The 14,605-nt window shown below is 51.7% G+C and carries 14 protein-coding genes and 1 pseudogene; 6 read left to right on the top strand and 9 right to left on the bottom strand.

The window, feature by feature from the left end; all coding sequences use genetic code 11:
• Positions 1–134: 134 nt before the first annotated feature.
• From AC6I8N_RS24760 to AC6I8N_RS24740, 5 genes and pseudogenes are all read right to left on the bottom strand, one after another.
• Positions 135–989, bottom strand: coding sequence for a fumarylacetoacetate hydrolase family protein (locus AC6I8N_RS24760; protein ID WP_021183865.1), 855 nt, complete (start codon positions 987–989; stop codon positions 135–137).
• A gap of 20 nt (positions 990–1,009) precedes the next feature.
• Entirely contained in the window at positions 1,010–1,618 is a 609-nt protein-coding gene (ttdB, locus tag AC6I8N_RS24755; RefSeq protein ID WP_021183864.1) for a L(+)-tartrate dehydratase subunit beta, read from the bottom strand.
• Positions 1,615–2,475 carry a L(+)-tartrate dehydratase subunit alpha gene (ttdA, locus tag AC6I8N_RS24750; protein WP_497831474.1) on the bottom strand — a complete coding sequence of 287 codons (861 nt, stop codon included), beginning with the start codon at positions 2,473–2,475 and terminating at the stop codon, positions 1,615–1,617. The genes ttdB and ttdA overlap by 4 nt, the downstream gene beginning before the upstream one ends.
• 60 nt (positions 2,476–2,535) lie before the next feature.
• A pseudogene (locus tag AC6I8N_RS24745) lies at positions 2,536–3,396 on the bottom strand (MFS transporter); the annotation flags it as partial.
• A gap of 383 nt (positions 3,397–3,779) precedes the next feature.
• On the bottom strand, positions 3,780–4,688 hold the full coding sequence (locus tag AC6I8N_RS24740) for a LysR family transcriptional regulator (protein ID WP_497831473.1): 909 nt from the start codon (positions 4,686–4,688) through the stop codon (positions 3,780–3,782).
• A 130-nt stretch (positions 4,689–4,818) separates the two neighbouring features.
• On the opposite strand from AC6I8N_RS24740, the gene AC6I8N_RS24735 reads away from it, so the two are divergent.
• The 6 genes from AC6I8N_RS24735 to AC6I8N_RS24710 all read left to right on the top strand — a co-directional run bounded on the left by AC6I8N_RS24735 (position 4,819) and on the right by AC6I8N_RS24710 (position 12,721).
• The gene (locus AC6I8N_RS24735; RefSeq protein ID WP_497831472.1) at positions 4,819–6,129 is read left to right on the top strand and encodes an MFS transporter; all 1,311 of its coding nucleotides are present in this window, start codon (positions 4,819–4,821) and stop codon (positions 6,127–6,129) included.
• 18 nt (positions 6,130–6,147) lie between these two features.
• A complete protein-coding gene (locus AC6I8N_RS24730; protein ID WP_497831471.1) occupies positions 6,148–7,236 on the top strand; it encodes a tartrate dehydrogenase in 1,089 nt (362 codons plus the stop codon).
• Positions 7,237–7,238: 2 nt separating this feature from the next.
• Positions 7,239–8,498 carry a glycerate kinase type-2 family protein gene (locus AC6I8N_RS24725; RefSeq protein ID WP_497831470.1) on the top strand — a complete coding sequence of 420 codons (1,260 nt, stop codon included), beginning with the start codon at positions 7,239–7,241 and terminating at the stop codon, positions 8,496–8,498.
• 434 nt (positions 8,499–8,932) lie between these two features.
• A complete protein-coding gene (locus tag AC6I8N_RS24720) occupies positions 8,933–9,661 on the top strand; it encodes a gluconate 2-dehydrogenase subunit 3 family protein (RefSeq protein ID WP_497831469.1) in 729 nt (242 codons plus the stop codon).
• Positions 9,662–9,678: 17 nt separating this feature from the next.
• Positions 9,679–11,448 carry a GMC family oxidoreductase gene (locus tag AC6I8N_RS24715; protein ID WP_497831468.1) on the top strand — a complete coding sequence of 590 codons (1,770 nt, stop codon included), beginning with the start codon at positions 9,679–9,681 and terminating at the stop codon, positions 11,446–11,448.
• 10 nt (positions 11,449–11,458) lie between these two features.
• Positions 11,459–12,721, top strand: coding sequence for a c-type cytochrome (locus AC6I8N_RS24710; protein ID WP_497831467.1), 1,263 nt, complete (start codon positions 11,459–11,461; stop codon positions 12,719–12,721).
• Between the two features lie 49 nt (positions 12,722–12,770).
• On the opposite strand, the gene ydfG is transcribed toward AC6I8N_RS24710, so the two are convergent.
• Genes ydfG through AC6I8N_RS24690 form a run of 4 tightly spaced genes read right to left on the bottom strand, consistent with a single transcriptional unit; the run spans position 12,771 to position 14,596 of the window.
• Positions 12,771–13,520, bottom strand: a complete 750-nt coding sequence (gene ydfG / locus AC6I8N_RS24705) for a bifunctional NADP-dependent 3-hydroxy acid dehydrogenase/3-hydroxypropionate dehydrogenase YdfG (RefSeq protein ID WP_497831466.1) — start codon at positions 13,518–13,520, stop codon at positions 12,771–12,773.
• A gap of 17 nt (positions 13,521–13,537) precedes the next feature.
• A complete protein-coding gene (locus AC6I8N_RS24700; protein ID WP_208727054.1) occupies positions 13,538–13,723 on the bottom strand; it encodes a tautomerase family protein in 186 nt (61 codons plus the stop codon).
• A 9-nt stretch (positions 13,724–13,732) separates the two neighbouring features.
• The gene (locus AC6I8N_RS24695) at positions 13,733–14,281 is read right to left on the bottom strand and encodes a YbhB/YbcL family Raf kinase inhibitor-like protein (protein WP_497831465.1); all 549 of its coding nucleotides are present in this window, start codon (positions 14,279–14,281) and stop codon (positions 13,733–13,735) included.
• 21 nt (positions 14,282–14,302) lie between these two features.
• Complete coding sequence (locus AC6I8N_RS24690) at positions 14,303–14,596, bottom strand: putative quinol monooxygenase (protein ID WP_497831464.1); 294 nt, start codon at positions 14,594–14,596, stop codon at positions 14,303–14,305.
• Positions 14,597–14,605 lie beyond the last annotated feature (9 nt).

Here is a 14,605-nt window from a genome sequence, read left to right as displayed (position 1 = left end):
TCCATTTTGGTCGTAGTCGCGTGTAAGTTCAGCCATCATCCGGTGCTCTATTCGGCCAATAACGACGAACTCACGCCCTTTAGAGTTAACGTGAGTTCGTCATGATACTGATAGTAATACCGGGTTAACGATGACTACGAATGAAGTGACTCAATCACTCTCAAACCCGCCACGCGATTAGATAAACGCCCGATCCCGCTGATTTCAACTTCGATAGTGTCACCCTCCTGCATAAATAACGGTGGGGTTCTTTTTTTACCCACACCGCCGGGTGACCCGGTAATAATCACATCCCCTGGGTTGAGCGGGCTGAAGCGGGAAATATAAGCAATCAGCTCCGCAACCGAACGCACCATATTTTGCGTGGAATCATGCTGTACCCGTTGCCCGTTCAACCAGGTGTTGATGGATAGCGTCTGCGGATTTTCAATCTCATCGCGGGTGACCATCCAGGGGCCAAATGCGCCGGTTCTCTGCCAGTTTTTACCTGACGTAAACCAGGTGTACTGCATATCCCGCACAGAACCATCCATAAAACAGCTATAACCTGCCACATATTGCAGCGCGTTATCGCAGCTTACGTTACTGGCGTGCTTGCCAATAATCACCGCCAGCTCACCTTCATAATCAAATTCATTACTGCTTTCCGGTTTGCACAGCTCTGCGCTGTGTGCCGTTAGCGAATCAGGGAAACGGACAAACAACGTCGGCGCATCAATGGTTTGTTCAAACTCGATACGTTTATCCTGATAGTTCATCCCCACGCAGAATATTTTATCCGGATTGTCGATCACGGGCAGAAAGGTGATTTCGTCCAGTGAGAACGTCGGAAATTGTTCACCCACAGGGAGAATATCGCTTAAAAAATCACTCATTAGCGCAGACTTTAAATCCGGGTAATGACCGCCTAAATCAACCACTTGATCATTTTGATGATATCCCCACGTTCGTTTTCCGGTGTTGGGATGAATAAAACTCAGTAGTTTCATATAAACCCTCAGCCATCAGGCTATTTAATGAATTTGACCTGTTGGTTAATCTCTTCAATCACCGGTAGCTTGCGCTGATTATAAACCTGCTTATTCCCTTCAATCAGGTTGTTACCTTCGGTATCGATAGAGATGATTAACGGGCCAAACTCTTTAACCCGGCATACCCATAATGTCTCCGGCATTCCTAAATCCCGCCACTGGGCATCCTCAATTTCTTCTACGCAGGTTGCGGCTAATACCGCGCAACCACCGGGAAAGATGGCGTGTACCGCTTTATGCTGACGGCAACCTTCTTCGGTATTTGGCCCCATGCCGCCTTTGCCAACAATCAGCTTCACCCCGGTTCGTTCGATAAACTCTTTTTCGAATTTCTCCATGCGCATGCTGGTCGTCGGTCCAATCGAAATCATTTGGAACTGGTTATCCCCCTGCTCGACGACGATTGGGCCAGCATGGAAAATAGCCAGACCACGCAGATCCACCGGGAGCTCACGCCCCAATTCAATCAGGCGGCGGTGCGCCACGTCACGGCACGTCACCAGGGTTCCGGTCAGATAAACCACTTCACCCGGTTTCAGCGCCAGCAAGTCTTCATCTTTAATCGGTGTTGTCAGGATTTTTTTCACAGTACCGCCCCCTTGTGAGACAAAATTTCATACAACAAATCAGCAGAGAAACGGATAGCTCCACGGCGGTGCGCCCAGCAGCCGGTAGACACCGCCACCCCGATGGTGGAGGGATGGCGCGCCGACGATTCAATATTGACGCCCATCACCGAAGCATTGCCGCCCAAGCCCTGCGGCCCCAGTCCCACCTGATTGAGGCCCGATTCGAGGAGTTCCTCCATTTTCGCCGCATCCGCATTGGGATGGCGTGAATCGACCGGGCGCAGGATGGCTTTTTTCGACAACCGTGCCGCCGTCTCAACCGAGGTAGATACCCCGACCCCCACCAGTAACGGTGGGCAGGCGTTGACGCCATAGGAGGTGATCACATCGAACACAAACTGGTTAACGCCTTCGTAGCCCTGACCTGGCATCAGCACCTTAGCCGCGCCAGGTAACGAGCAGCCACCACCGGCCATATACACTTCAATGGTGCAACCGTCGTCATCGGGAATGATCTCCCAGTCCAGCCAGGGCACACGCGAGCCGGTATTGGTGCCGGTGTTCTTCTCGACAAAAGTTTCCACCGCGTTATGGCGTAAAGGCGCCTTGCGTGTGGCTTCCAGCGTGGCATTGCGCAGCGCGTCTTCAAGTTCGCCGAGGTAAGGGAAACGTGCACCCGCCGTAATGAAGTACTGGATCACGCCGGTGTCCTGGCAGGAGGGGCGATCCAGTTCATCGGCGCGTTTCTGGTTTTCAAACATCGAGTCATAAACAGCGCAGGCTAATGGGGCAGTTTCCTGCTCGCGCAGCGCTTCCAGTTTTTTCATCACGTCCGTTGGCAGACGTTTACCGACGTAGCCCGTAAATCGGGTCATTATATCCGTCAGGTTTTCAACAGCAGTTAATGTGCTCACAAGGGTTCTCCAGCATTAAGTCAGGCAAGGGAATTGTTCACCGCTTCCGGTTTGCAGGGTGGTCAGGCCAAAAGATTTCAGGAACTGCGGCGACCAGATATTCAGAGAATACAGCCCGGCTGAGGTGCCAAAATAGACGATAGCCAGCGTCAATACGCGGATATCAGAGAGTCCTTTCCACAGGCTGGTTTTTTCACCCGGTGCTTTATTCTTGCCTTCCTGCTCAAGGGTGCTAATTAACCATGCCGTCTCGCTCTTATTCAGCCAGCTGTTTTTTTCCGGACGATCATTCAGATAGAAGAAGGTAAAAATACCGAGGATGACAGCGGCAATGGCGTCCAGCAGAAACATCAACTGCCAACCTTTCAGACCCAGGGCGCCGTGCATGCTGAGAATGGTGGCGGCTAACGGTGAACCTAACATCGCCGAGATAGGCGCTGCCGCCATAAAAAAGGCAATCACTTGCGCGCGGCGTTTAATTGGAAACCAGGTGCTGAGATAGAGAATGATGCCGGAGAAGAAGCCCGCTTCCGCCACCCCCAGCAGAAAACGCAACAGATAGAATCCGCTGGCGCTTTTGACAAACATCATGCAGGCAGCAATCACGCCCCAGCTGATCATAATGCGCGCCAGCCAGATACGTGGTCCAACTTTTTGCAAAATAACATTTGATGGGACATCGGTAATAAAATAACCCACAAAAAAAAGCCCAGCGCCAAGACCAAAAACTGATGAGGAAAATCCTAAATCCTGATTCATGGTTAATGCCGCAAAGCCAATATTTATTCGATCAAAAAAAGCAATAAAATAGGCAAACATAACAAAAGGGACGATGCGCCACGTTATTTTTCGTAACGTGAGGTGTTCAATATCATTATTCATATTTTCCAGCCTTTTAAGTATTATCAGGGGTACGTTTTGGACTGATGTTTACATTGCACTGGGAAAACTATAATGAATTAAACTCAGGCAATCATTGCGCCCTGGTTATATAAATAATTCACACAATCCGCAAAAAAAATCCACCAGGCCCTTTTGATTGACCTGGATCACTTAATTCATCTGATAATGATTTATTTTTACAGCGAGACAAACTTAATTACACGATTAAGAAACAATTGACCGAGAAACCAATATACAGAAATGTGATCGAATTCAAATTGTTGCCAGGCGGGAGGGGGATGCAAACAGGATTGAATAACAGTGATTCTCATTACTTCAATAATTTTGCAGACGAGTAACACCCCGCCTGCACTCGCAAAACATCACAACTTTCCGGTAAGTTCGCTCTTATGATCGGTTAATAACTTCAACATATCCCTTAAATATTCATCTTCGTTGCCTTTCTGCCAGGCAATACTCAACGGCAAACCTTTAATATGTTCATCTAATTGCAGGTCGATATAGGCGACATTTTCGCTGTTCATGTTGCGATAGGACGCTGGCACAACCGCCAGGCCAAGACCGGCTGCCACCAAGCTTAAAATGGTCTGTTTTTCTTCAGCAAATTGCGCAATCACCGGCGTGAGTCCCGCCAGTTTGTAGATGCTCATGGTCAGGTCATGGCTATGTGGGCGAGTACGTCTTTCCGGGATAATCATCGCTTCATGTTTAAAATCATCTAATGAAACTTCGTTACGTTCAGCCAGCGGGTGGCTCGCCGGTACTGCCAGGACACAACTTTCGCGCGTAATAAAACGTACGGAAATGGATGCATCAATGATTTGTGGCGCGCGAAAAAAAATCATATCCAGCCAGCCTGATTTTAATTTCGGCAGCAGGTTGATGGTTTTATCTTCAATAATATGAATATCCGTATTGGGGTGCGTCGGAACAAAGCGATTGAGTAACGCCGGGACTAATCCGCGTGCCGCACTGTCAATCGCACCAATCCTTAAGGTGCGACGCTCATCTTTTAACCCACCTTTAAATCGTAGTGCCAGCGCATCAAATTGATCGATAAGTTTGTTAGCTTCGTCAAAAAAAATCGCGCCCTCCGCGGTGAGCGAAACATTACGTGTTGAACGATTTAAAAGTCGGACGCCCAGATCCTCTTCAAGTAATCGAATGAAGCGAGAAAGTGACGCAGGCATCATTTCCATTCTTTGGGCTGCGCGACCGAAATGTAACTCTTTGCCCACGGCGACAAAACAACGCAATTGATTTATATCCACATTTTCCTCGCCAAAGCATTATTCAAATAATTTATATAATCGTACATTAATGATCTGCTAATCCAAAACTGCATACTGAACTTGATTACAAAAAAATAACACACCCCTACACAATCTGGAGCACTTTAATATGAATAATCACCTCGAAAAAAGGGTGATGCGTAAAGTGACGTTGCGCATTGTCCCTTTCATCATGCTGCTCTACTTCATCGCATTTCTCGATCGCGTAAACATTGGTTTTGCCGCATTAACCATGAATCAGGATTTAGGTTTCTCCCCCACCGTATTTGGGCTGGGTGCTGGGATCTTTTTCCTCGGCTATTTTCTCTTCGAAGTCCCATCAAACTTAATACTGCACAAGGTGGGCGCCCGCATCTGGATCGCCCGCGTGATGATCACCTGGGGTCTGGTGTCTGGCTGCATGGCATTTGTCCAGGGCACCACCAGCTTCTACGTGCTGCGCTTCCTGCTCGGTGTCGCGGAAGCAGGTTTCTTCCCCGGCATCATTCTGTATCTCAGTTTCTGGTTCCCGGCGGCGAAACGCGCCCAGGTCACGGCGATCTTTATGGCGGCGGCCCCCCTCTCCACCGCGCTGGGATCACCGATTTCTGCCGCATTGCTCGAGATGCACGGCCTGATGGGCTTCGCCGGTTGGCAGTGGATGTTTGTGCTGGAAGCCATTCCAGCCGTGGTGTTTGGCATCGTGGTGCTGTTCTTCCTGACCGACCGCCCGGCGAAAGCCAAATGGTTGACCGATGAAGAGCGTGAGTGGCTGCAAAATACCATGCAGGCCGAAGAACTGGCGCGTGCAGCAAAACAGAGTCACACCAGCGCCTGGCGCGGGCTGGCTGATAAGCGTGTGTTAGCGCTGGCGCTGGTTTATTTCGGCACCTCGGCTGGCCTCTACACACTTGGGATCTGGTCGCCGCAAATCATCCATAGCTTCGGTGCAACATCGCTGGAAATTGGTTTCCTGAATGCCTTCCCGGCGGTGATTGGCGTTATCGCCATGATTCTGTGGGCGCGCCATTCCGACCGCAAAAACGAACGCAGTTGGCATGTGATTGGTGCCTGCCTGCTCGCGGCGGCCGGGCTGATTTACGCCGGTAATGTCAGCACCCTGCTGACGGTGATTCTCGCACTGACCTTAGTGACGGTCGGCATCAGCGCCTCTAAGCCCCCGCTGTGGAGCATGCCAACGCTGTTTCTCAGTGGCCCGGCCGCTGCCGCCGGTATCGCCACCATCAACTCGATTGGCAACCTGGGTGGATTCGTTGGTCCGATGATGATCGGCGTGATCCGCCAACAAACCGGCAGCTACACCTGGGGGCTTTACTTCGTTGCGGGCTTGCTCGCCCTGTCGGCCCTGATTGTTTTGATTCTGTCTGCCCAGGCGAATAAACCGCAGACAGTCGATATTCCACATCCTCATACACATTGATTTAACAGGAGAAATAACATGCGTAACTACTCAATTGCCGCTATCCCTGCGGACGGTATCGGCCCTGAAGTGATCTCTGCCGGTGTTGAGGTGCTCCATGCGCTGGAACGCCAGAATCCACAGCTGAAATTTGACATCGAAACTTTTGACTGGGGTTCGGATTACTACAAAAAACACGGTGTGATGATGCCGGCAGACGGCCTGCAAACGCTGAAGAAATTCGACGCGATCTACTTCGGTGCCGTGGGCGCGCCAGATGTGCCGGATCACATCACGCTGTGGGGCCTGCGCCTGCCGATTTGCCAGGGTTTTGACCAGTACGCTAACGTACGTCCGACCAAAATCCTGCCGGGCGTCACCTCGCCGCTGCGTAATCGCGGTCCTGGCGACCTGGATTGGGTGATCGTGCGTGAAAACTCTGAAGGCGAATATTCCGGTAACGGCGGTCGTGCACACCGTGGCCTGCCTGAAGAGGTTGGGACTGAAGTGGCGATTTTCACCCGTGTGGGTGTGACCCGCATCATGCGTTACGCCTTTAAACTGGCGCAGTCTCGCCCGCGTAAACTGCTGACCGTGGTAACAAAATCCAACGCCCAACGTCACGGTATGGTGATGTGGGATGAGATCGCCGCAGAAGTGGCACAGGAGTTCCCGGATGTGAAATGGGACAAGATGCTGGTCGATGCCATGACACATCGCATGACCGTGCATCCGCAGAGCCTGGACACCATCGTCGCGACTAACCTGCATGCCGATATCCTCTCCGACCTCGCCGGTGCGCTGGCGGGCAGCCTGGGTGTCGCCCCAACCGCCAATATCGATCCTGAGCATCGTTTCCCGTCCATGTTCGAACCGATCCACGGTTCAGCCTTTGATATCACCGGCAAAGGCATCGCGAACCCGATCGCCACCTTCTGGACTGCGGTGCAAATGCTGGAACATCTCGGCGAACATGATGCCGCTGCGCTGGTGATGGAAGGTATCGAGTATGCCTGCACCAAAGGCATTCTGACGCCGGACGTCGGCGGTACGGCAAAAACCGCGGATGTGACCAAAGCCGTGGTTGAATTTATCACCTCGAAGGCCACCGTAGCTGAGACCGCATAACGATGAGAAATGAACAGGCCGCAGAGATTCTGCAAGATATCTTTCAGCGTGCTGTTGACAGTGCCCGTCCCGGGCCTGTCATTCCCCCGGCACTGCCTGAAAAACCGAAAGGCCGTTGTGTGGTGATTGGCGCGGGTAAAGCCTCTGCCGCAATGGCCGCAGCGGTAGACGCGGCCTGGCCAGATGTGGATGTCAGTGGCGTCGTGGTGACTCGCTATGGTCACGCCGTCCCTGCCGGTCGCATTCGTATTCTGGAAGCGGCCCACCCGGTGTCCGATGCCATGAGTGAAACCGCCGCGATGTTGATCGTGGAGTCGCTGCGTGGACTGACCCCGGATGATCTGGTGCTGGCGTTGATTTCCGGTGGCGGTTCGGCGCTGATGGCACTCCCTGCTCCGGGGCTGACCCTGGCTGATAAGCAGGCGATTACCCGCGCGTTGTTGCACAGCGGGGCCAATATCAGGGAGATGAATCTGGTGCGTCGCCATCTGTCAGCGGTTAAAGGGGGCAAACTGGCGCTGCTGGCACAACCGGCACGGCTGGTTTCTCTGATTATCAGCGATGTTCCGGGTGACAACCCAACCGACGTGGCCTCTGGTCCAACGGTTGCCGATAACAGTTCTCCGGCGGATGCGTTGAAAGTGCTGGAACGCTATGGCATTCCCATCGCAGAGCCGGTGCGTTATGTGCTGACTCATCCCCAGCAAGTACCACCGCAGACCGGATATGCTGAAACCAGGCTGATTGCTACCCCGGCATTAGCCCTTGCAGCTGCCGCCGCAGAGGTACGTAAGCTTGGCTTAACTCCGTTGATCCTCGGTGACGCCATCGAAGGCGAGAGCCGCCAGGTTGCTGTTGTGATGGCGGGTGTCGCCCGATCGGTGAAACAGTATGGTCATCCCGTTAAAGGGCCAGCGGTGTTGCTGTCAGGGGGCGAAACCACCGTCACGGTGACCAATGGCCGCGCGGGTAAAGGCGGGCGTAATACTGAATTTCTGCTCAGTCTGGCCTGTGCTTTACAGGGGGAAGCCGGTATCTGGGCGATTGCCGGTGATACGGATGGTATCGACGGTACGGAAGATGCAGCCGGTGCCATGATCTCGCCGGACACGCTGACACGCGGGAAGCTGAATGGTCTGAATGCCGCCACGTATCTGGATGGACATGACAGCTACAGTTATTTCCACTCCATTGGCGACCTGGTGATGACCGGTCCCACCCTCACCAACGTGAATGATATTCGCGCCATATTAATTGCCTGACCCTCCTTAACAGTTTTCCCGGACATCCGGGAAAACTGTTATTTCTGTAATCACCAGCGTGATTTATTAAATATTGTGAGAGCAAAAATAAGTCAATTGTTAACACCGTTATCTCGGATGGCTGGATAACTAATGAGCTAAAACATTTCACAAGGTTGTGAAGATAAAACAAAGTGTAAATGTACCATAAGGTACAATAATGTTTTTTCTTATAAATCATATAACAAGGCCGAGATGGATTATTTAAATAGTTTATATAAACCAGATAACGTGATCATGTTCTACCAATGCGCCTATGATGCGCCGTTACAAAATGGCAACAGGATTTCTAAGGCTATTTAAATATTAACGTCGATTCGTTAACAGTAATGAAGCGTTGTATTCCCACCAGGCAAGTGAATGATTTTCGCACGATAACGAGAAACTGAAAGCAAATGGCAAATGAACCCTGTCGTATTGGAAGGCGTCCTTTTATTATTGGGTCGCTGATTGGCATCGCCTCACTCGGGATGAAAGGCGGTGTGAGTCGTGTTTTTGCCGCCGTTCCCTCCACTGCGGACGAGCTAAAACAATATCAACCGGTATTTTTCACCGCAGAAGAGTGGCAATTTATGCTGGCCGCCTGTGACCGCCTGATCCCGTCGGACAGAGAAGGTCCGGGAGCATTAGATACCCATGTTCCGGTCTTTATTGATAAGCAGATGCTGACCCCTTATGGCAAGGGTGAAGACTGGTATATGGAGGGTCCATTCGACAGCCATGCCAGCCTGCTGTTCGGCTATCAGATGCCCTTCCCGTTACAGGTGCTGTACCGCAAAGGCATTTCACTGACCAATCAATACTCGCGCATCAAATACAATCAAAATTTCTGCGACCTGCCAGCCAGAATGAAAGATGCGGTATTAACCGATCTGCAAAAGAATGTCGCCGATTTTTCCCAGTTTGGCGAAGCCGACCTGAATGCCGGTTATTTCTTTATCCGACTGCTGGAAAATACCAAAGAAGGCTATCTGGCCGATCCGCAGTACGGCGGGAATAAGAATATGGCGGCATGGAAGATGATTAATTTCCCCGGTGCACGCGCCAGTTTCCCGCAATGGATAAAGATCCATAACGTTAAATATCCCCTTGGCCCGGTCTCTCTCAGCGGCGAGCAAGCCTGATTCTTCCTGGAAAATAAATGAAAAAGATCAATGACGCCGTCGATGTCATCATCGTCGGTTTAGGTTGGGCTGGCTCGATTATGGGTATTGAGCTGGCGCAGGCCGGATTAAAAGTGCGCGCGCTGGAGCGTGGAGAAGACCGCCTGAACAGCGATTATGCTTATCCCAAACCGGCTGATGAACTGGCCTTTACCAAACGCCATAAAATCATGCAAAGCCCGCATGATGCGGCTTTTACCATTCGTCACAACGCTTCAGAAACCGCCTTGCCCATGCGTGAATTGGGTGCCTTCCGTCTGGGCGATGGCGTGGGTGGTGCGGGTCTGCACTGGACCGGGATGATCACCCGTCCAACGCCTGTCGACCTTAAAATGAAAACTTACGCCGACGAACACTTCAAACGAGGTGAACTGGATGAAGAACTGCGTATCGCCGATTTCCCGGTCAGCTGGGAAGAGATCGAGCCGCATATGGATTTCTTCGATAAAGTGTGTGGCTCCTCCGGCGAGACGGGCAACCTGCGAGGCGTGATCCAGCAGGGCGGCGATCCTTTTGAGGGTGCGCGCTCCAACCCCTTCCCCAATAAACCGCTGGAAGATAGCCTTAACGCAACCCTGTTTCGTCAGGCCACCCAGGAGATGGGACTTCACCCGTACTCCATGCCTTCGGCGGCGGTTTCTGTGCCTTATACCAACCCTTATGGTCAGCAGATTGCCCCCTGTAACTACTGCGGCTTTTGTCAGTTCTACTCATGCCTGAACTATTCAAAGGCATCGCCGCAAACTGCCATCCTCGACCGACTGAAGCAGTTTAAAAACTTCGACTATAAAACTCGCGCCAACGTGATTCGCGTGGAAAAACATGCCGATGGTAAAACAGCGACAGGTGTGACTTACATTGATGAAAATGGCGACGAGGTGTTCCAGCCCGCCAGCATCGTGATTCTGTCTACCTTTGGCCTGAACAATGTTCGCCTGTTACTGAACTCCTCAATCGGTAAGCCTTACAACCCCATTACGGAAGAAGGTGTGATTGGTCGTAACTACACCCACCAGTATGGCGGCGGATTTACCCTGTTCTTCGATAACCTTGAGTTCAACCCGTTCGCCACGGCAGGACCGACCGGTACCGTCATCAGCGACTACGGCACCGGCAATGTTGAGACGGCCCAGCTTGGTTTTATTGGTGGAGCCAAGATCTACAGTTCACAACCGACCGGTACGCCAATGGGAGCCGCAATAAAGAAAGGCGCGCCATCATGGGGCAGCGGCTGGAAAAAAGCGCTGAAAGAAAGTTATGGCCATTCAATGGGCGTGAAGCTTGAAGGCAGCAATATGGCAACGCGCGGCAACTACCTCGATCTCGACCCGGTATATAAAGATCGTTTTGGTATGCCGCTGCTGCGTGTGACTTACGATTACGTGCAAAACGATCTGCGTATGTTGCAGTTCATGAAAGAGAAGATGGAGGCGATTACCAGACACCTCAATCCAACGCAGTACTCGCATAACATTCTGAAGATGGACAGCCATTTCGCCAGCTCGCCGAACTATGTCAACACGCATAACGCCGGTGGCGCGATTATGGGCGATAACCCTCGCACCTCTGCGCTTAACCGTTATCTGCAAAGCTGGGACGTTCACAACCTTTTCGTGATGGGGGCTAATGCCTTCCCGCAAAACTTCTATGCCAACCCCTCGGCGATGGTTGCCGGACTGGCGTACTGGTCAGCAAAAGCGATTCGCGAACAATATCTGAAAAACCCCGGCCCATTGGTGCAGGCATAAGGAGATGACCATGAAACTGCAACTTCGTTATCTGCTGATGGCGGGCCTGGTGAGCACAGCCGTGCAGGCGGCTGACAATCAGGATGCTACGTTGATTGCCAAAGGGGAATATCTGGCACGCGCCGGGGATTGCACCGCCTGCCACTCCATTGCCGGTGGAAAAGAGTTTGGTGGTGGCCTGGCGATTGCCAGCCCGATGGGGGTGATCTACTCCACCAACATTTCTCCTGATCCCGAAGCCGGTATCGGCAAGTACACCGAACAGGAGTTTGCTGATGCGGTGCGCAAAGGTATTCGTCGCGATGGTAAGCATCTCTATCCGGCGATGCCCTACCCGGATTATCGTGGGATTACCGATGAAGATATTCATGCCTTGTATGTCTATTTTATGAAAGGCGTAAAACCGGTAGCTGAAAAAGCACCGGAAACGTCGTTAATGCTCCCTTTCAGCCAGCGCTGGGGCATGTGGTTCTGGAATGTTGCGTTCACCGAGGATAAGCCGTTTGCACCGCGCCATTCCGTGCCTGACGATATCAATCGCGGTAAATATCTGGTGGAAACACTCGGTCACTGCGGCAGTTGCCATACCCCCAGGGGCATCGGCATGCAGGAGAAGGCACTGAATGAATCCAGCGACAAGTATCTCGCCGGTGGGGAGTTAAATGGCTGGCCTGTGCCTTCACTGCGCGGTATGCCAATCTGGAGTATCCAGAACATTACCGATTACCTCGCCACAGGCCGTAATGATTTTGCCTCCGTGGGCGGGGAAATGACCGGTGTCGTTGAGCACAGTATGCAGCATATGAATGATCAGGACCTGCACGCGATCGCGGCGTATCTCAAGTCATTGCCTGCGGATACCCCGGTGATCAATCGCCGCGCCGATGCAGAGCAGGAGACGAAGAAAACCGCTGATTACCTGACCCAGGGGCATAATCTGAATGCCGGGCAGATGCTGTACATGAACAACTGTGAAGCCTGTCACTGGACCGACGGCAACGGGGCCAAAGGAATCTTCCCGCGCCTGAACGGGGGTGATGTGGTGGTCGCGGATAACCCAACCGGGTTAATCAACATCATCCTGCAAGGGGCACAGATCCCTTCGACACCGAAAGCACCGTCTGTGATGGCGATGCCGGGCTTTGCTTCCCGGCTGAGTGATGAACAGGTGGCGCAACTGGCAACTTTTGTGCGTAGTGGCTGGAGTAACAACGCACCGGCTGTCACGCCAAAAGAGGTGACAAAAGTACGGGAAAGTCTGGCTAAACCTTAATGTAATCCGCGTAGCGGTGCGATTTATCGCGCCGCTACGGGGGCTTTTTTTACTCGCCTTTAATCACGCGTAATCCGCCATATGACTGGCAAACTGGCATCATTTCCAACGTGTTGATATTCACATGCGCAGGTAGATTGCTGACCCACCAAATGGCTTCAGTGATATCTTCCGGCAACAGGGGTTGCGTATTGGCATACGTCTGTTCAACGCGCCCGGCATCACCTTTGAATCGAACACCGGAAAACTCAGTTCCACCGACCAGCCCAGGCTCAATATTGGTAACACGTAACGCTGTACCCGCTAAATCGGTGCGTAAATTCAGGCTGAACTGCCGCACGAAAGCTTTTGACGCGCCATAGACGTTACCGCCCGCATAAGGCCAGCTGCCCGCCGTCGAGCCGAGATTGATAATATGGCCGCGATTGCGTGCAACCATCCCCGGTAAAACCACCCTTGTCACATGCACCAGACCTTTGATGTTGACGTCAATCATCCGGTTCCAGTCGTCCATGCTGGCCTGCTGAGCAGGTTCCAGACCCAAAGCCAGCCCGGCGTTATTAATCAGTACATCAATATCACGCCAGTTCAGCGGCAGTTGTTCCATAAGGCTATCAACAGCCAGAGAATCACTGACATCCAGCTTGAGAGTGAAAATGTTGTCTCCGGCAATGGCTTTAAGATCATCAAGACGTTCCTGCCGCCGCCCGGTGGCGATCACCCGATGTCCATGTTGCGCATAACGCAGCGCCAAATCCCAGCCGAATCCGGCCGTGGCTCCGGTAATAAGAATAAGCATGATAACTATCCTGGTAATTAAAGATCTTTAAATAAAATACCGCCGCGGGACTTGTGTTCTTTGTCCGTTTCAATCAGCGAAATAACAATGTATTCCTCTTTAACCGGTAATGCGTCTTTCACTGCCTGATAAATTCCATCCATCAGTTTTTTCTTTTGGTCAGCTGTACGGCCACTCACCATGTGCACAATAATTTCTGGCATCTTTTCACCTTATTTCTTAGGCATAATAAACTGACCGACCAGACCTGCTGATGCCAGAACATGGCCTTTCAGTTGCGACATGACAGCCTCTCTTGCCAGGCCTTTTTGCAGCGCATCAGGAGCATAATCGGTAGCAATTAAGGTGAAGTTATAGTTGTGAATATCACCATTCACGGGAGGGCAAGGACCGGAATAACCCTGAACATTCTTCCCATTGGTGCCTGGGGTATAGCCAACAACACCGGTCAGATCCCCTTTAGCAAATTGGTGACGACTGCTGTCGATGCCGTAACCAAGGAAATGGGTCATGCCCAGGCCGTTGGCCCCCTGTGGATCTTCAATCAGCAGCACATAACTTTTGGTGTTGGCCGGTGCGCCACTCCAGCTCAGCTGCGGTGAAACGTTTTGCCCAGGACACTGGCCACCGCCGCCCATCGCAACCGGTAATTTCCCTGCATTGTGGAACTGGGTTGAGTGCAGCGTAAAGGGCGCAGCCAACGCCCCGGCAGAACATAACATCAGGCCTGCAAATAATCCTGTATGAACGCGTGATAACACGGCTTTCTCCTTTCTTCTGAATTATAAATCGATGCTTTTAATATCGGGTACGGCAGCAAGTAATGGATCAGTATCAGCAAGCAAACGTTTAAAATGGGTTTGCTCGAAGTGAAATTGAATCGCCGGTTCGCCTTTCCATTTTTCGTGGATCAGAAAGATATTCTCATCTTGCGTATTCTTATAAACGTCATAATGAATACATCCCTCTTCAGCGCGACTGGGAGCAATGCAGCGCTCAATTGCTGCAAATAATTCCTCTCCCTTCCCTTCCTGCGCAATAAACTTGGCAATAACCAGCTTAATATTTCCGCTCATCAGGTTTTC

This window comes from Pantoea sp. X-Soil-TKNS-1279 (assembly GCF_059730565.1).
Note: the sequence above shows the minus strand (reverse complement) of the source record. Positions and strands in the feature narration are given on the sequence as shown.